The organism is uncultured Maricaulis sp., assembly GCF_963975345.1.
Lineage (GTDB): Bacteria > Pseudomonadota > Alphaproteobacteria > Caulobacterales > Maricaulaceae > Maricaulis.
In genome coordinates, this window is the sequence record NZ_CAXBGE010000008.1 from 126,530 (window position 1) to 143,042 (window position 16,513).

At 61.9% G+C, this 16,513-nt stretch carries 15 protein-coding genes; 3 read left to right on the forward strand and 12 right to left on the reverse strand.

Features of this window, described 5'->3' with window-relative positions; genetic code table 11:
- Positions 1–153: 153 nt before the first annotated feature.
- On the forward strand, positions 154–1,149 hold the full coding sequence (locus AAC029_RS10305) for a GGDEF domain-containing protein (protein ID WP_339747182.1): 996 nt from the start codon (positions 154–156) through the stop codon (positions 1,147–1,149).
- Between the two features lie 58 nt (positions 1,150–1,207).
- Here AAC029_RS10305 and AAC029_RS10310 read toward each other — a convergent pair whose 3' ends face one another.
- The 10 genes from AAC029_RS10310 to AAC029_RS10355 form a co-directional block, all read right to left on the reverse strand.
- The gene (locus AAC029_RS10310) at positions 1,208–1,795 is read right to left on the reverse strand and encodes a glutathione S-transferase N-terminal domain-containing protein (RefSeq protein ID WP_339747184.1); all 588 of its coding nucleotides are present in this window, start codon (positions 1,793–1,795) and stop codon (positions 1,208–1,210) included.
- A gap of 5 nt (positions 1,796–1,800) precedes the next feature.
- Positions 1,801–2,160: an iron-sulfur cluster assembly accessory protein gene (locus AAC029_RS10315; RefSeq protein ID WP_339747187.1), complete on the reverse strand. Its 360-nt coding sequence runs from the start codon at positions 2,158–2,160 to the stop codon at positions 1,801–1,803.
- Between the two features lie 17 nt (positions 2,161–2,177).
- Positions 2,178–2,609 carry an SUF system Fe-S cluster assembly protein gene (locus AAC029_RS10320; RefSeq protein WP_339747189.1) on the reverse strand — a complete coding sequence of 144 codons (432 nt, stop codon included), beginning with the start codon at positions 2,607–2,609 and terminating at the stop codon, positions 2,178–2,180.
- 8 nt (positions 2,610–2,617) lie between these two features.
- Positions 2,618–3,877 (reverse strand): cysteine desulfurase, encoded by a 1,260-nt coding sequence (locus AAC029_RS10325; RefSeq protein WP_339747192.1) that lies wholly within the window; start codon positions 3,875–3,877, stop codon positions 2,618–2,620.
- Positions 3,874–4,902 (reverse strand): SufD family Fe-S cluster assembly protein, encoded by a 1,029-nt coding sequence (locus AAC029_RS10330; protein WP_339747195.1) that lies wholly within the window; start codon positions 4,900–4,902, stop codon positions 3,874–3,876. The genes AAC029_RS10325 and AAC029_RS10330 overlap by 4 nt, the downstream gene beginning before the upstream one ends.
- 2 nt (positions 4,903–4,904) lie before the next feature.
- A complete protein-coding gene (sufC, locus tag AAC029_RS10335; protein WP_339747198.1) occupies positions 4,905–5,669 on the reverse strand; it encodes a Fe-S cluster assembly ATPase SufC in 765 nt (254 codons plus the stop codon).
- 64 nt (positions 5,670–5,733) lie between these two features.
- The gene (locus AAC029_RS10340; RefSeq protein WP_339747201.1) at positions 5,734–6,411 is read right to left on the reverse strand and encodes a hypothetical protein; all 678 of its coding nucleotides are present in this window, start codon (positions 6,409–6,411) and stop codon (positions 5,734–5,736) included.
- Positions 6,408–7,883, reverse strand: a complete 1,476-nt coding sequence (gene sufB, locus AAC029_RS10345; RefSeq protein ID WP_339747204.1) for a Fe-S cluster assembly protein SufB — start codon at positions 7,881–7,883, stop codon at positions 6,408–6,410. The genes AAC029_RS10340 and sufB overlap by 4 nt, the downstream gene beginning before the upstream one ends.
- A 14-nt stretch (positions 7,884–7,897) precedes the next feature.
- The gene (locus tag AAC029_RS10350; protein ID WP_339747207.1) at positions 7,898–9,049 is read right to left on the reverse strand and encodes a cysteine desulfurase family protein; all 1,152 of its coding nucleotides are present in this window, start codon (positions 9,047–9,049) and stop codon (positions 7,898–7,900) included.
- A 4-nt stretch (positions 9,050–9,053) separates the two neighbouring features.
- Positions 9,054–9,536, reverse strand: a complete 483-nt coding sequence (locus tag AAC029_RS10355) for an Rrf2 family transcriptional regulator (RefSeq protein ID WP_339747210.1) — start codon at positions 9,534–9,536, stop codon at positions 9,054–9,056.
- Between the two features lie 208 nt (positions 9,537–9,744).
- Here AAC029_RS10355 and AAC029_RS10360 point away from each other — a divergent pair, with 208 nt between their 5' ends.
- Positions 9,745–10,428 (forward strand): alpha/beta hydrolase, encoded by a 684-nt coding sequence (locus AAC029_RS10360; RefSeq protein ID WP_339747213.1) that lies wholly within the window; start codon positions 9,745–9,747, stop codon positions 10,426–10,428.
- 77 nt (positions 10,429–10,505) lie between these two features.
- Here AAC029_RS10360 and AAC029_RS10365 read toward each other — a convergent pair whose 3' ends face one another.
- Positions 10,506–11,615, reverse strand: a complete 1,110-nt coding sequence (locus tag AAC029_RS10365) for an anhydro-N-acetylmuramic acid kinase (protein ID WP_339747216.1) — start codon at positions 11,613–11,615, stop codon at positions 10,506–10,508.
- Positions 11,616–11,678: 63 nt separating this feature from the next.
- Between AAC029_RS10365 and tyrS the strand changes: the two genes are divergently transcribed.
- On the forward strand, positions 11,679–12,932 hold the full coding sequence (gene tyrS, locus AAC029_RS10370) for a tyrosine--tRNA ligase (protein WP_339747219.1): 1,254 nt from the start codon (positions 11,679–11,681) through the stop codon (positions 12,930–12,932).
- On the opposite strand, the gene AAC029_RS10375 is transcribed toward tyrS, so the two are convergent.
- Positions 12,929–16,480 (reverse strand): AsmA-like C-terminal region-containing protein, encoded by a 3,552-nt coding sequence (locus AAC029_RS10375; RefSeq protein WP_339747222.1) that lies wholly within the window; start codon positions 16,478–16,480, stop codon positions 12,929–12,931. The two genes, tyrS and AAC029_RS10375, sit on opposite strands and share 4 nt — an antisense overlap.
- Positions 16,481–16,513 lie beyond the last annotated feature (33 nt).

Consider the following 16,513-nt stretch of genomic DNA (forward strand, 5'->3'; position numbering starts at 1 on the left):
ATGAGCAATTTTTACCTCTTCTTTCCGTTTCCCGGATAGCTTGCTTGAAAGGCCACCGACCCGTTCGTTGGCTTCGATAAGGAAGGGTTTCTCGTGAACGGACGGTTGCTGGGACAAGAAGGGCAGGAGTTCGCGCGAAAAGCGCTTGAGCTCATGGAACAATTCAATGTTCCGCCGACGCCGGAAAACTACGCCGTCTGGGTCTGCTTCGCCAGCGATACCAATCCGGAATTGTGCGAGTCGGTCCGTCACCACATCCAGTCCGAAACCACATTCACACCCGAAATCAGCTCCGAACTGTTCGAGCAGTATTTCCAGTGGAGCGCCATTCAGGACGCCATTCTGGAAAGTGGCGGCATGATGAGCCGTGAACTCGGCACGGTCCGTGACACTCTGATAGCGGCTGAAGCCGACACCGCTGCCTATGGCGAAACCCTGGCTGGTGCGACCTCGCAGCTCGGCGAAGCTGCCACGGACCCGGGCATCAAGAAACTCGTTGAATCTCTGGTATCGGCGACGGCGAAAATGCAGCGCCGCAGCCATGATCTCGAAAACAAATTGCAGGCGACGTCGAAAGAAGTCACCAAGTTGCGCGACAATCTCGAACGCGTCCGTGAAGAAGCGATGACCGACGCCCTCACCGGAATCGCCAACCGCAAACGCTTCGACGAGAGCCTGCGCAAGGCGCGCCGCGAGTCCGAAACCAAGGGCACGCCGATGAGCCTGGTCTTGTGCGATATCGATTTCTTCAAACGCTTCAATGACACTTGGGGCCATCAGACCGGTGACCAGATCATCCGCTTCGTCGCGGGATGCCTGACACGCCATGCTCCAGAAACCCATGTTGTGGCGCGCTATGGCGGCGAGGAGTTCGGCATTGTCATGCCCGGCACGAGCCCCGAAGAGGCGATGCAGATCGCTGAGAAAATCCGCCGCACTGTTGAATCAAAGAAATTATTGCGCAAATCCACCAATGAGGATTTGGGAAACATCACGATCTCACTTGGCGTCGCGACCTTCCAGGACAATGAGTCCATCGAATCCCTGATCGAACGCGCCGATACCCATCTCTACCGCTCGAAGACAGAGGGCCGTAATCGCACCACGACCGATGGTGCCGTCAGCGAGCGCGGTCGCTCAGCCGCCTGAATTTGGCGCTGACAAGCTGAAATGAAAACGCCGCCTCAACCGGGCGGCGTTTTTTGTGTCAGCCGGCAGGCGGAGCCGTGAGGGAGAAGCTCTCCCGTTGGGCCCAGACCCGGTGCAGCCCCTCCAGACCGGGCCGACCCTGGCGCCACAGACTCTCCGGGAAACGAAAATCAAGATAATCCACCGCGATGGCGACCGTCAGCGCGCCAAGGCTTTGCGGCGAGGTCAGCGCCGGGGCTTCCGCTTCCAGCTCATCGAGCGCGCGCAGGATTCCGCGTTCACGGCGGCCAATCCAGAAATCACTGAACAGCGCAGCCTCGCGCACCATCTCGACCCGGCGGGCCACTGCGAGATCAAGCAAGCCTGAACCCAAGGCCTCGATGCGGCGATCATCCCAGCTGGAGGCCCAAGGCGTTTTGGCCTGGTCATTGAGCCAGGCCGCAATCAGACTGCTCTCGGTCAGCGCGCGGCCATCCTCCAGCGCCAGGCAAGGCACACGGCCGAGCGGATTGGCCTGCAGCAGCCCTGCCCCGTCTTCGAAGGGGTTGGCATCAATTTCCGAAACCAGCTCAAGCAGGCCGAGCTCGCGCACCAGAACGCGACATTTGCGGGCATAGGGCGAGGTCGGCGAATAGAAGAGCTGCATCAGGCTTACATCTCGCGGACCGGCACGATGGTGACGCTCTCGCCACAGCCGCAGGCATCGGTCTGGTTGGGGTTGCGGAAGACGAATTTGGAGTGCAGCGTCGTCGTTTCATAGTCCAACTCGGTGCCGAGCAGGAAGAGCAAGGCCTTGGATTCAAGTACGATCTCAACGCCCTTGTCCTCGACGCGCTCGTCGAGCATTTCCGGCGCTTCGACATAATCCATCACATATTCCATGCCGGCGCAGCCGCCATTCTTGACGCCAACGCGCAAGAATCCGGCACCGCGCCGGGCCATGATGGATTTGACCCGTGTCGCAGCAGCCTCGGACAGGGTGACGGCCTTGGGTCTTTCGCGTCGTGCCATGATAGGTTTTCCGTTGGTCAAAACATGTTCAGGGAAAGCCGGGCCTCGTCGGACATGCGGTCCGGAGTCCAGGGTGGATCGAAGGTCAGCTCAACCGTCGCCTTGTTGACGCCCTCGACGCGCTCTACCGCGTCCTGGACCCAGCCGGGCATTTCGCCCGCCACCGGGCAGCCTGGCGCTGTCAGCGACATCACGACTTTCAGCGTCCGGTCGTCTTCGAGATCGACCTTGTAGATCAGGCCAAGCTCGTAGATGTCGACCGGAATTTCCGGATCATACACGGTTTTGAGCTGGACGATGACCTCATCGGTGATCTGGGCCAATTCCTCAACCGGAATCGGCTCCGGTTTCGGTGCGTCGGCAACCGGAACCGCTGATAACTCTGCGTCCGGCGTCCGCGTGGACGGTCCGGACAGGTCGATGACGTCTCGGGTTGTGCTATCGGTCATGATCCTACCTAGATGAGAAACTCGCGGGCCTTTTTCAATGCGTCGACAAACGCATCGGCCTCGTCGGTGGTGTTGTAGATGGCAAAACTGGCACGCGCCGTCGCATTGACGCCCATATGACGCATCAAAGGCTGGGCACAATGATGCCCCGCACGGATAGCCACGCCATATTTGTCGAGGATTTGCGCGAGATCGTGTGGGTGTGCACCATCCATGGCAAAACTGATAATCGCGCCCTTGTCCTGGGCGGTGCCGATAATGCGCACACCCTCGATTTGCGCCATGCCGGCGACAGCCCGGTCCATCAGGGCGCGTTCATGCTCCATAATGGCTGCGCGGTCATGGCGTTCCAGCCAGCGGATCGCAGCGCCCAGCCCGATTGCATCGGCGATTGGTGGCGTGCCGGCTTCAAATTTGTGTGGCGGATCGGCGAAGGTCAGCCGGTCCTCATAGACATCGGCGATCATCTCGCCGCCGCCCATGAAAGGCGGCAGACGATCAAGCCAGTCGCCCTTGGCGTAGAGCACGCCAATGCCGGATGGGCCGTACAGCTTGTGACCGGTGAAGACGAAGAAATCACAGCCCAGCGCCTGCATGTCGACGGGGATGTGTACCGCCGATTGTGACCCATCGAACAGCACCGGCACACCGGCGGCCCGAGCGATTTCCATGATGCGCTGTGCATTATTGATGGTGCCGAGCACGTTGGACATATGACTGATCGCGATCAGCTTCGTCCTTGGATTAACCAAGTCTGCCAGCTGTGGATAATCCAGTTCGCCGGCAGGGGTTACATCGGCCCATTTCAGGGTCAAACCCTTGGCATCTGCCAGCATTCTCCACGGCACGATATTGGAGTGATGCTCCATCCGGCTGACGATGATCTCGTCATCGGCCTTGAGGCTTTGGCCGAAAGAGTGGGCGAGCAGGTTGATCGCCTCGGTCGATCCGCGCGTGAAAACGATCTCTTCGGCGCGTGTCGCATTGATAAAACGGCGCACATCATCGCGCGCCAGTTCAAACGCCTCGGTCGATTCATTGGCCAGGGTGTGGAGGCCGCGATGCACATTGGCATAGTAGGCCCGATAGACCCCGGCGACGCTTTCGATCACGAATTCCGGCTTTTGCGCCGAGGCGGCATTGTCGAGATAGACCAGAGGCTGGCCATTGATCTCGCGCTGCAGGATCGGGAATTCATGGCGGATCGCCGGAATGTTGAGCGGCGCCGTGACGGATTTGGCCAAATTGACCCTGGATTGAGCGGTCATGAGATCGCTCTCAATCGCTGTTGCAGCCGCGCCCGCAACTCGTCGCGCAAAGCCTCACCCGAGACGAAATCCAGCGGTTCGGCCAAATAGCTCTCGATCAGCAATGCCCGCGCCTGGACCAATGGAATGCCGCGTTGGCGCATGTAGAACAGCGCCGTCTCGTCGAGCGCACCGATCGCATTGCCGTGGGCGCACTGGACATCATCGGCATAGATTTCAAGTTCCGGCTTGGCGTCAATTTCGGCGCGGTCATCGAGCATAAGGGCGCGATGGGTCATCTTTGCGTCGGTGTGCTGGGCCAAACGGTCAACCTTGAACTTGCCCTGGAAAACCCCGCGGGCATGGGCCGCGACGGCGCCCTTCACCAGCTGGCGCGTCGTGCCGCCGGGGCCGGTATGATGGACCGAGGTCGTGTAATCGAAATGACGGCCCTCATCGAGCAGATAGACGCCGTGCAGGCTCGCTTCGCTGTGTTCGCCGGCATGCATCACATGTGTCTCATTGCGCATCAGCTTGCCGCCGAATGCGAGCGCGATCTGGGTCAGTTTGGCATCTGTCGCCAGATCGATGCTCGAGGAGGCGATCAACACGCCCTCCTCCGCCTCGTCATGGACGCAGATCCGCTCAAGCCGCCCACCGCTCTCGATGGCGATATCGAGATGGAAATTGCCCAGCGAACCGGCAGCGCTGCTATAGCGCTCGACCAGGGTTACGGAACGTCCGGATTTCACGGTCAGGCCCAGGACTGCGGCGCTGGCGCCGGCGCTGGCATGTATGCCCAGCTCGACAGTTTCGCCGTCAGCGGGCTCCAACGCGCCGCTGGCGGCACCTGTGAGGGTGATCGAGCCAGCCGTGGTGATCTCACCGGCGGCGCGGCGCAGATCTGACCATTTCCACATTTCATGGCGCCGCGTCGGCAGGCCCTGAATGCGGGTTGCCTCACGCAATTGGCCCAGCCAACCGGTCGCGCCCTCGAGCGTATCGATCAGGGCGGTTTCAGCCGCGATAGGTTTGATCACTCCCATGCTCAGGCCGCCTCTCCGATATATTTGTCATAGCCTTCGGCCTCCAGCTCATGCGCGAGCTCGGGACCACCGGATTTGACGATGCGGCCAGCGGCCAGGATGTGGACGACATCGGGTTTGATGTAATCGAGCAGGCGCTGATAGTGGGTGATGACCAGCATGCCCCGCTCCGGTGAGCGCAGCGTGTTGACGCCGTCGGCGACCACTTTGAGCGCATCAATATCGAGCCCGCTATCGGTCTCGTCGAGGATCAGGAATTTCGGCTCCAGGATCAGCGCCTGCAGGATTTCCAGCCGCTTCTTCTCGCCGCCGGAAAAGCCGACATTGACCGGGCGTTTGAGCATGTCCATCGAGATCGAAAGCTGCTTGGCTTTCTCGCGCGCCAGCTTGATAAATGCCGGCGCCGTAACCTCGGCCTCACCGCGTGCGGCGCGCTGGGCGTTGAGCGCTTCCTTGAGGAAGATCAGCGTCGGCACGCCGGGGATTTCAACCGGATACTGGAAGGAGAGATACAGCCCGCGCGCAGCGCGTTCCTCCGGTGCCAGAGCGCCAATCTCCTCACCATTGAACTCGATCGAGCCCTCGGTCACATCATAGCCATCGCGGCCGGTGACGGCGTAGGAAAGCGTCGACTTCCCGGAGCCGTTGGGGCCCATGATCGCATGCACTTCCCCGGCCGGAACCTCAAGCGAGACACCATTGAGGATAAATTTTTCGACCTCATCTTGGTCTTCAACTTTGCAATGTAAATTATTGATTTTAAGCATTTCACTCTCTTACGGTCATCAGATTTGTCGGCGCAACTCGCCGAGGTTCAAATAGAATTCGAGGCTACCAATCCTGCGCCTTGCAGGCCGCGACTACGGCGGTCGCCGACAGCCGCATCGCCGCCATCCCGCTTTGGTCCAGCAGGCGGCAGTCATGGGCGGCATGATCGATCAGCAACTCATAGACCGTCCCGAGCCCGTCGACGGTTAGCCGGCTGGCCGTTTCATAAGAGGTCGCCGCGTCGCCGCGCGATCGGGTGATCACCAGCCCGTCGCGGACGTCAAACGCATCAACGCCAAAGCCTGACAGTTCGCCAACCCGCTGGAACAGGCCTTCATCGTCCTGCTGCCAGACCGACCAGAGCGTATTCACATTGCCGGTCAGCAGCGGAATGAAGAGCTCTTCACGGTCATCGCCATTGATGTCGCGCAGGGCCGGACTGGCCATGGCGTCCTCGATGGTGATCGGGCCAAAGCTTTGAACTTCCTGGCCTTCGAGGGTGTTGAGATTGACGGTCAGGCGCGTGCCGCGCGATGTCGAGGCATAGTCGAAGAACAATAGGTGATCCTCGTCGAACAGCAGGGCGCAGTCGGTGGCACCATTGCCGGCCGCCAACTCATCACACCAGGGCTGACCCTCATCATGGGCAAAGTCCGGCTGTTCAAAATCCTGCGCACAGCCCGCGCCGCCAATCAGGGCACAGCAACCAAGCGCCAGCAAAATGCGGTTTTTCAAGCTCATCCCACACTCCCCTCAAGGCTGACCGCGAGAAGTTTTTGCGCCTCAACGGCAAATTCCATTGGCAATTGCTGCAACACGTCGCGCACGAAACCATTGACCAGCAGAGCGGTCGCCTGCTCCTCGGAGAGGCCGCGCTGGCGGGCGTAGAAGAGTTGATCTTCCGACAGGCGCGTCGTCGTCGCCTCGTGCTCAAGAATGGCTTTGGGCGTCTTGCACTCGATATAGGGCACAGTGTGAGCGCCGCAGGTATCGCCGATCAGCAGACTGTCGCACTGGGTGAAATTGCGCGCACCTTCCGCTTTGGCATGGACCGAGACCAGGCCACGATAGGTCTGGTCGGACTTGCCCGCCGAAATCCCCTTGGAAATGATGCGGCTGGTCGAGCCCTTGCCGAGATGGATCATCTTGGTGCCGGTATCGGCCTGTTGATGACCATTGGTCACCGCGATCGAATAAAACTCACCACGCGAATTCTCGCCGCGCAGGATGCAGGACGGATATTTCCAGGTGATCGCCGATCCGGTCTCGACCTGGGTCCAGGAGATCTTGGCATTCTTGCCGCGGCAATCGCCGCGCTTGGTGACGAAATTATACACCCCGCCCTTGCCGTCAGCATCACCGGGCCACCAGTTCTGAACGGTCGAGTATTTGATCTCGGCATCATCGAGCGCGACCAGTTCGACCACGGCAGCGTGGAGCTGGTTCTCGTCGCGCATCGGCGCGGTGCAGCCTTCCAGATAAGAGACATAGGAGCCTTTGTCGGCGATGATCAGCGTGCGCTCGAACTGGCCGGTGCCTTCGGCATTCATCCGGAAATAGGTCGAGAGCTCCATCGGGCAGCGCACGCCGGGCGGCACATAGACGAAGGACCCGTCGGAGAAGACGGCTGAATTAAGCGTCGCGAAGAAATTGTCAGACGCGGGAACCACCGTACCAAGATATTTGCGCACCAGTTCGGGATGATCACGCAGGGCTTCGGAGATCGGGCAGAAGATGACGCCTGCCTTGGCCAACTCCTTCTTGAAGGTGGTCACAACGGAGACGCTGTCGAACACGGCATCAACCGCGACCTTGTTTTCTGAACCCTTGACGCCGAGCAAAACTTCCTGCTCGCGCAGCGGAATGCCCAGCTTGGCGAAGTCGGCGAGGATTTCCTCGGGCACGTCATCGATTGACTCGTATTTCACGCCGCCCTTGGCACCGGCATAATAGCGGATATTCTGATAATCGATCTCCGGGAAACGGACATTGGCCCATTCCGGATTTTTCATCTCCTGCCAGCGCTCATAGGCCGCGAGGCGCCAGTCGAGCATCCATTGCGGCTCGTCCTTGGAAGCAGAGATATAGCGGATGATGTCGGTATTCAGCCCCTTCGGCGCGATGTCCTGTTCGACATCGGTCGTGAAGCCATACTTGTACTTGCCGGATTCCAGCTCGCGGACATCGTCGATGGTTTGTTTGATCGCTGCCATAATTCCTATCGCCTTCAGGCGTTCACCGGTGTTTTCGGGGCGATGCGGGTGTGCGCAGCCGTCCAGGCGCACGCAAACGCATCGATATCGTCTTCATTCGAGGGCCAGCCGAAGCTGATCCGGATCAGGCCCTCGGCGGGGCCGGTCTTGAGGCCGAGCGCCAGGCCCGCCTTGGAGCCGCGCGTCTTGCCGGAGGAACAGGCCGAACCGGCGCTGATCGAGATATTCGCCAGATCCATCGCCATCACCTGCGTCTCGCCCTTCCAGGACGGATGCGCGATGGAGAGTGTATTGGGCAGGCGCGGAGCACCTTCGCCGAGGATCTCGATTTCGGGAGCGGCCGTTTTCAGGCGCGCTTGCAGGGCATCGCGCCAATCGGCCAAAGCCGCGAATTGATCAAGGTCGGCGACAGCCAGCTCCAGCGCTTGGCCAAGCCCGGCAATGCCGGCAACATTCAGCGTCCCGCCGCGACGGCCCTTCTCCTGGCCACCGCCATGATGATGGCGCGAGAGCGGCGCATTGCAGGCGGCGATCAGAGCGCCAACGCCCTGTGGGCCACCGAATTTATGGGCCGAAATCGCCATGTAATCCGCGCCGAGCGCCGCAAAATCGACGGCGATCTTGCCGACGGCCTGGATGGCATCGACGATCATCAACCCGTCATGTTCATGGATCATCGCCGCCGCGGCCTCGACCGGCTGAATTGTGCCGATCTCGTTATTGGCCAGCATCAGGGCCAACACGGGGCGACCATCCTGCTCGGCGTCCCACTTTGCCAGGCGCTGCTCCAGCCAAGCCAGGTCGGCAGTCCCGGTGGGCGTCACCGGCAGGATTTCGACTGGCAGACCGGAGGCGCGCGCCGTCGAAGCGATCGCCTCATGCTCGAGCGCCGAGACGATCAGCCGTCTGGCGTTGCCAGCATCAATCGCCGAGTGCAGCGCCAGATTGGTCGCTTCGGTGCCGCCGGAGGTGAAGATCACATCCTCCGCCCGGGCGCACAACAAACGGCCCACCACGCGGCGCACATCCTCGACGGCGCGCGCTGCCTGCTGGCCATCGCGGTGCACGGAGGACGGATTGGCGGTGCGGGTCATCGCATCAGCCATCGCCGCAATCACCTGCGGCCTCACCGTCGTTGTGGCGTTATGATCGAGATAGAGCCGCATGATGCTATTCGGCCGCCTGGTGGTTGAGGCCGAGGCTGATGGCCCGTTCAAACCGTCCCGTCGCGCCACTGGCCGAGCCCTGAAGCCGCCGCTCGGTCACGTCTTCCAGCGAAACAGAGCTCAAAAACAGGAAAATATGCCGGCCCAGCTCATCCCACAAATCATGGGTGACACAGCGGCGGCCATCGGCCAGGCAGCCCTTGGCGTTGGAACAGCGGGTCGCGCGCAAAGGTTCGTCAACGGCGGAAATGATATCGGAAATGCGGATTTCGGAAGCCGCGCGACTGAGGCGATAGCCCCCGCCCGGCCCGCGCACACTGGAAACCACCTCGGCCCGACGCAGCTTCGCAAACAATTGTTCCAGGTAGGACAATGAGATCGACTGGCGTGAGGCGATATCCGCCAATGTCACCGGACCGTCGCCGCTCGCGGCGGCAAGGTCGGCCATCGCCATCACGGCGTAACGCCCCTTGGTGCTCAGCTTCATGCGTTTGCCTCCTTAAACACTCGCATCTCGCATAGTGATCATGCTAAGACCCGGCCCTTCGGAGGGACGCGCGCTCAATGCTGGGCATGCGAGTCCAATATCCGAGTAGGTTAGTCAACTATATGACCCCGGTTACGCGCCGTTACAAGGCGCGATTTGCCGCATGGTCACACGAAATCGGTGGCAGCACCCAGGAAGGCGAGACTGAATGCCTGACGTAATCATTCCCGGCCCAGCCGGTCGGCTTGAAGGGCGTTACAGCCCGAGCGAAGACCCAACGGCGCCTGTCGCGCTGATTCTCCACGCTCATCCGCTCGGCGGCGGGCATATGGAGAACCCGCTGGTGGAGATGATGTATGATTCATTCCGCAAGCGAAATTTCGCGACCCTGCGCTTCAATTTCCGCGGCGTTGGCCGCAGCCAGGGCAGCTATGACCAGGGCTTGGGCGAATTGTCCGATGCCGCCACCGTGCTCGACTGGGTCCAGGGCTATAATGCGACAGCGCGCTATTGCTGGGTCGCGGGCCATTCCTTCGGCGCCTGGGTTGGTATGCAGCTTTTGATGCGGCGACCAGAAATTGCCGGTTTCGTCTCGGTGGCACCGCCGACCAATATGTATGACTTCACCTTCCTGGCTCCCTGCCCGGCCTCGGGCATCATCGTCCATGGCGGCGCTGACAAGATCGTGCCGGTCGACGATGTCGAGCGGGTGATGTCGAAAGTGCGTGTGCAAAAAGGGATCGAGATCAAACGCGATATCATCCCCGACGCCAATCACCTGTTCACTGAACACCTGCCGGAACTCGAGCGGCGGATGAATACCTATCTCGACGAGCGCATCCCGCTGGTCGAAAAGGAACGCTCCGAACGCCAGATCACCGGCAAGCGTTAAACGCTTCGACGGACGCATCCAATAAAAGCGCCGCCGGCCTCGCAGCCGGCGGCGTTTTCATGTCACCCGTCCGGATATCAGGCTTTGGCGTGAGCGAGACGACCACCACAGGTCGGACGCGACACACCGGTCGTCGACGGGATGCTGGTGGGAAGCCCGGCGGTCACCCGGGCGGCCAGCCAGGCGAAAGCCTCGGCTTCCAGCAGATCGCCGCGCCAGCCAACCGCCTCGACCGGTTCGGGACGAACGCCCATCGCGGCCCCCATTGTCCGCATCAGGACCGGATTATGCCGTCCGCCGCCGGTCGCGAGGATACGTCCAGGTTGGCCGAGCTGATCGATCGCCGCCGCCACCGTGCGGGCCGTAAACGCCGTCAAAGTCGCGGCCCCATCAGCATCGCTGAGATGCTGCACAGCATCGAGTGAGAAGTCCCAACGGTCGAGGGATTTCGGGGGTGCTTTGGCGAAAAACGGGTGTTTCATCAAAGCTTTCAATGCCGGCGCATCGATCTTGCCGCGCGCCGCCAACTCGCCATTGCGGTCATGACTGGTGCCCAGCCGCTGCTGACACCAGGCATCGATCAGGCCGTTGGCCGGTCCGGTATCGAAGGCGACCGGGTCACTGTCGGGCGCGAGCCAGGTGACATTGGCGACGCCGCCGAGATTGACCACGGCCAGCGGCAGGTCCAGAGCGCCCTGCGCGACCAGTGCGGCGTGATACAGCGGGGCCAGAGGCGCACCCTGCCCGCCCGCTTCAATATCGGCGCTGCGAAAATCATAGACAACATCAATGCCCAGTCGTTCGGCCAGCGCGGCGCCATCGCCCAGCTGCAGCGTGCGGCCATGCCGCCGGCCTGCCGGGGCGCGGTGGAGCACGGTTTGACCGTGAAAGCCGACCAAGCTGATCTGTCGTCGTTGCAAGCCGGAACTGGCGATTACCACCTCGACAAGCTCGGCATGGCTGGTTGTCAGCACCGCTTCGGCGCCCGAGAAATCCGGCGCCTCGCCCTGGAAATCCCACGCCAAGGCCGCATCGACCGCCGCTTGCAGCACCGCGCGCTCCTGCGCGCTGTATGGACGGGTCTCACCAACCCCAAATTCGGAGATCCGTTCGCCATCGGTCCGGATCAAAGCCGCATCGACGCCATCCAGCGAGGTACCGCTCATCAATCCGATCACGTAATTCATGCGCGCGCCCTCTTTTCTCGCATCGATTGTCGACCTAGAAACCCATGTATCAGGAGAGACGTCATGAGCGAATACAAATCCGATCTGGTCAACACGCTGGTTGAACGCGGCTACCATTTCCAGTCCACCAATCTGGACGGGCTTGATGAGGCTGCACAGGCGGGGATCGTGACCGGCTATATCGGTTTCGACGCGACCGGCGCGAGCCTGCATGTCGGCTCACTGGTTCAGATCATGATGTTGCGGCGGATGCAGCAAGCCGGCCACAAGCCGATCATCCTGATGGGCGGTGGCACGACCAAGATTGGCGACCCGTCCGGCAAGGACAAAACCCGCTCCATGCTCACCCACGAACAGATCCAGGCCAACAAGACCTCGATCCTGACCGCCTTCAACGCGCTGGTGAAAATCGGCAACGGACCAACCGATGCCATCGTCGTCGACAATGATGACTGGCTCTCGGCCTATGGCTATGTCGAGTTTCTGCGCCTGTTCGGGCCGCATTTCACCATCAACCGCATGCTGACCTTCGACTCGGTCAAGCTGCGGCTGGACCGCGAACAGCCGCTGACCTTCCTGGAATTCAACTACATGCTGCTGCAAGCGGTCGATTTTCTCGAACTCCTGCGCCGCCATGGCTGCACGCTGCAGCTCGGCGGGGCCGATCAATGGGGCAATATCGTCAATGGTGTCGAGCTGTGCCGCCGCGTCGATCAGGCCGAAGTGTTCGGCTTCACCACGCCACTGATCACGACCTCATCGGGCACCAAGATGGGCAAGACCGCCGAGGGCGCCGTCTGGCTCAATGCCGACCAGCTCAGCGGCTATGAATACTGGCAGTTCTGGCGCAATACCGAGGATGCCGATGTCGGCAGATTCCTGCGCCTGTTCACTGATCTGCCTCTGGCTGAAATCGCCGCCCTCGAAGCCCTCGAGGGTGCCGATATCAACACGGCGAAAGTCCGGCTCGCCAATGAAGCCACCACCTTGTTGCACGGCGCGCAGGCGGCGCGCGAGGCCGAGCAGACGGCGCAGCAAACCTTCGCTGAAGGTGGTGCAGGGGCAGGCCTGCCGACAGTCGAGTTTACCGACCTGGACGGTGGTGCCGTGTCACTGGTTGGACTGTTCGTCGAGTGCGGCTTGGCCGCATCAAACGGCGAAGTCCGCCGTCACATCAAGGCCGGCGCTGCGAAGGTCAATGGCGAGACACTGACCGATCCGATGGCGATGGCCAGCGCGGACATGGTGCAGGATGGGGCGATCAAGCTGTCAATCGGCAAGAAGCGTCACGCCCTCGCCAAACCGGTCCAGGGCTAGCGCGGCCCGGGCTGCTCCGTTGCAGCCTCACCGGGCCCGGCATCGTCCGGCGTCGGCGTATCCGGCTCGGACGGATTGGCCTCAGGCCCAGCCGGCTCCGCCGGTGCGAGTTCGCGCAACACTTCATCCGGCAGAATGCCTGGAATTGCGTCGCTCGCCGCACTATCCGCCCGCGCATCGGCCCGATCCCGCGCCGCGCGATCTGCGGCAGTGCCCTCGAATATCCGGCGCAGAAAGCCCGGTGCCAGCACTGAGAGCGGATTGGCGAAAACGGTCAGACTATCGAACGGGCCCTCAACGGAATAGACGATCCCGATAATGCCCTCACCCGGCCGCGAAACCAGCATGTCACCAATCAGCGGCAAATCGCCAAGGAAGGAATTGAGGACGTAGGACGGGGCGAGATTGCCGTCGATCGCCGCACTCTGATTGGCGAAATCCACCGTACCGCTGGCGGTGACGCCCAGCGCACTGCCGCGGGCGCGCGCGTCTTCGATCGTCAGCAATCCGTTCTCGAACATCACGCTGGCATCAACCGCATCGAATTCAATTCCCTCGCCATTGAGCAGGGCCGACAAACCCTCGAAGGACCCGGCCGCCAGAATTCGGGCCAGAATAGGAACCTGGACGAGGGTCATTTCCCGAATTTCCACACGCGCGGTCAGCGGGCCATTTATTCCCAGCGGCGGCGCTTCACCCAACACCGAGACGCGCCCGCCGCTGGCATAGCCTTCAACACCGAGGATCGCGGCCAAGCGCCCGGCCGACTGCGCCTCAAGCCGCAATTCCCGCGTCGCGCCGTCCTGCGGGGCACCAAAACTGGCATGAAGGGGGCCATCGCTGGCGGTTCCCGCCAGCGAGAAGGCCCGGATGCCGGCTGCTTCGCTGCGCCAGATCAGGCTGAAATCATCGAGTTGAGTGCGGTCCGAAACGATGAGCCGCCCGACATCGAGCGTCGCCGAGAGCGGAATCATGTCGCCGCCCTGCCCCAACTGACGCAGGTGCGGCATAAACTCGCCGATATTGAGATAACGCCCGGCCAAATGCGCCGTGAACGCTTCGCCCTGCTGTTCCGGTCCCGCCAGCGTACCGGCCAGATCGACCAAGGTGTCGATCTGAAGCTGTGCAATATTCGCCGTCACCAAGCGCCCTTGTGGCGATAATTCCGCGGAACCGGCAATGGCCAGTCCTTCCGCCTCGGCACGAAAGTCTTCAAGTGCGAAACCACCCGCCTCCTGTATTGAGAGCGTGAAACCGGCCTGCCCCGGCGCACCGGCCGCCTTGGCCCAGACTCCACCGGGTACCTCCAGGCTCGCATTGAGCAGATCCGCATCGACACGAACCTCATTGACGCCCATCCCTTGACCCGTCGCGCGCGCCCGCAAGGCGATCTCGCCATCGAGATAGCGTCGCGCCGGAATGCCGAGCCGATCGAAGGCGCGAGCATCGACATTGGCGGTCAAATCGAACGTGGTGGCCGGCTCATCACCTTGGGCGCGGAAATCCTCGTGCCAAGCGAAACTGACCGGAGCTTCCAGCAACAGCCCATCGCACTGCGCCGTCAATCCGGCAGGATCGGCATGTATTCGCACCCGGCCACCGGTAAGGCTCCATTCGGTACCGGGCACCTGCACGATTGCGTTCTCGACCGTGCCATTGATGACAAAGGGAATGTCGGCAGGGTCGACTTCGTCGACCATTGGCCGCTCGAATTCGAAGGTGACCTCAGCGTCACCGTCAACGATATCGGCGCTGACGCCGAAATTGGAGGTCAGGAAGAGCGGCGGTTCGTCGATCAGCGCGAGAATTGCAGCGGCGCTGCCGCGCGCGACGCCAGCGAAACGGGCCGAGGCTCCCTTGGGGTTCAGGCGCGGGATATCGACGACACCGTGCGAGAGCTCGATCTCACCGATCCGTCCGCTCGTCATAGCAACTTCGAACGCATTGCCGCGTAACACCGCATGACCGCGTCCGTGATCGATCTGGGTCATTTCCGGGACGTAACGCACCACGGCATTCTCAAAGTCGAAACCCAGGGTCAGCCGGTCGTCGGCCAAGGCACCGGCGGCAACCGAGGCCGCGTCGAGATCGAGATCGAGCCGGGCGTTGAAATAGCGCCCGCCCAGAATGCCTTCGCGGATCCAGACCCGTGCCGAATCGGCCAACAGGACGGGCCAATAGGCCAGAACGATTTCTGGCTGGACATCGCCCTCGATTGGACCGCTCAGCCGCAGATTGGGCAACCAGCGCCCATCCTCGACCTCCGACAGGGATGCCTGTCCCGCCAGGTGGGCCTGGATTGGACCGAGATCGACATCAAGCTGTTCCAGCACGATTTGAGCCTGGTTCAGATCGACGGCACCAGCCAGCTCGAGCGCGGTCCAGATCGGCGGCCGCTCGAAGACACCGCCCAGGTCGACATGCCCCGGCCCGGCGCTGAGCTGGTACCGCCAGCGCATCGGCAGGGCGCCTGAATAATCACTCAATTCATAAATGCGGCCGGTGAGTTCGGCTGTGAATACTTCAGAGCTGACCGCACCTTCCGACAGGGTCAGTTCGCCGGCGTCAGGATCGAAATTCAGGTGCAGCGCGCCACCCTCGAACACCGTCGATTCACCGTCGCGCAGGATATGGCCAGAGCCGATATCGAGATTGATCGAAGCGCCGCGAATGCCCGCCTCGCGCGAGGCATTCAAGAGTAAATTGAGACTGACCGGCGCGTCGAGGATGCGCAGAGCCGACAGCGGCCCGACCCCCGGCGCGATCGCAGCGGGCGACAGATCTGACACATGCGCTTCGAGCAACAGGGTATTGAGCGCCGCACCAGCCTGGATGCGCACTTCGAGCGGCGCAAAGCCGGACGGTGTCGCCAACTGGCCGGTCAACTCGGCGCGAATGCGGCTGTCGTCGCGATCAAGCGCCATGCTGGCGGAATCGACGAACCAATCAATACCGGTGATGGCATCAACGATACGCACCGACGCGCCCTGGATATCGGCCTGACGCAGCGAGCCAAGCAAGCCTTGCGAATTGGCCGGATCCTGCAGCAGCTGGAACAGGGAGGCACTGTCATCGCCGCCGCGTGCCGGGCGCCGCGCCGTCTCGGACACCCGTTCGACGCTGCCCAGTCCAATACCAACAGCGCCATCGGCGCGACGGACGATGGAAATCGAGCCGCCAGTGATGTTGACCGAGACCGGCTCAATCCGGCCAAGCAGCAGGCCCTGAACGGCAAAGCCGGCCTCAAGCAGGGGTGCGCGAGCGATCACGTCGCCTTGGCTCTCGGCGATTGTGACATCGCGTGCCAGAATCACGAGCGCCCGGCTTGCCGGATCGAAGCGGGCCTCCAGCGCGCCAAGCGCCACCAGATCGCCCTCGAAGGCCTGGGCCAGCATGCTTTGTGCGTCACCGCGCAGGAAGTCGAGCTCGATCGGGCCGTTGGAGAGCCGCACGAGCAGAGCCCCCACGGCAAAAATGGCGAGGGCCAGCAGGACCGCCACAGCTTCCAGGGCATAGATCACGCCAAGGCGCAGCGACTTGCGAAGCATCAGCCCCGTCCTCCCGCAGCGACGCGACTGGAC

What these genes read in the sequence shown, in the direction of transcription:
- AAC029_RS10305 (WP_339747182.1), top strand. Translation starts at nt 154, where the DNA reads ATGGAACAATTCAATGTTCCGCCGACGCCGGAAAACTACGCCGTCTGG.
- AAC029_RS10310 (WP_339747184.1), bottom strand. Translation starts at nt 1,795, where the DNA reads ATGCAGCTCTTCTATTCGCCGACCTCGCCCTATGCCCGCAAATGTCGC.
- AAC029_RS10315 (WP_339747187.1), bottom strand. Translation starts at nt 2,160, where the DNA reads ATGGCACGACGCGAAAGACCCAAGGCCGTCACCCTGTCCGAGGCTGCT.
- AAC029_RS10320 (WP_339747189.1), bottom strand. Translation starts at nt 2,609, where the DNA reads ATGACCGATAGCACAACCCGAGACGTCATCGACCTGTCCGGACCGTCC.
- AAC029_RS10325 (WP_339747192.1), bottom strand. Translation starts at nt 3,877, where the DNA reads ATGACCGCTCAATCCAGGGTCAATTTGGCCAAATCCGTCACGGCGCCG.
- AAC029_RS10330 (WP_339747195.1), bottom strand. Translation starts at nt 4,902, where the DNA reads ATGGGAGTGATCAAACCTATCGCGGCTGAAACCGCCCTGATCGATACG.
- sufC (WP_339747198.1), bottom strand. Translation starts at nt 5,669, where the DNA reads ATGCTTAAAATCAATAATTTACATTGCAAAGTTGAAGACCAAGATGAG.
- AAC029_RS10340 (WP_339747201.1), bottom strand. Translation starts at nt 6,411, where the DNA reads ATGAGCTTGAAAAACCGCATTTTGCTGGCGCTTGGTTGCTGTGCCCTG.
- sufB (WP_339747204.1), bottom strand. Translation starts at nt 7,883, where the DNA reads ATGGCAGCGATCAAACAAACCATCGACGATGTCCGCGAGCTGGAATCC.
- AAC029_RS10350 (WP_339747207.1), bottom strand. Translation starts at nt 9,049, where the DNA reads ATGCGGCTCTATCTCGATCATAACGCCACAACGACGGTGAGGCCGCAG.
- AAC029_RS10355 (WP_339747210.1), bottom strand. Translation starts at nt 9,536, where the DNA reads ATGAAGCTGAGCACCAAGGGGCGTTACGCCGTGATGGCGATGGCCGAC.
- AAC029_RS10360 (WP_339747213.1), top strand. Translation starts at nt 9,745, where the DNA reads ATGCCTGACGTAATCATTCCCGGCCCAGCCGGTCGGCTTGAAGGGCGT.
- AAC029_RS10365 (WP_339747216.1), bottom strand. Translation starts at nt 11,615, where the DNA reads ATGAATTACGTGATCGGATTGATGAGCGGTACCTCGCTGGATGGCGTC.
- tyrS (WP_339747219.1), top strand. Translation starts at nt 11,679, where the DNA reads ATGAGCGAATACAAATCCGATCTGGTCAACACGCTGGTTGAACGCGGC.
- AAC029_RS10375 (WP_339747222.1), bottom strand. Translation starts at nt 16,480, where the DNA reads ATGCTTCGCAAGTCGCTGCGCCTTGGCGTGATCTATGCCCTGGAAGCT.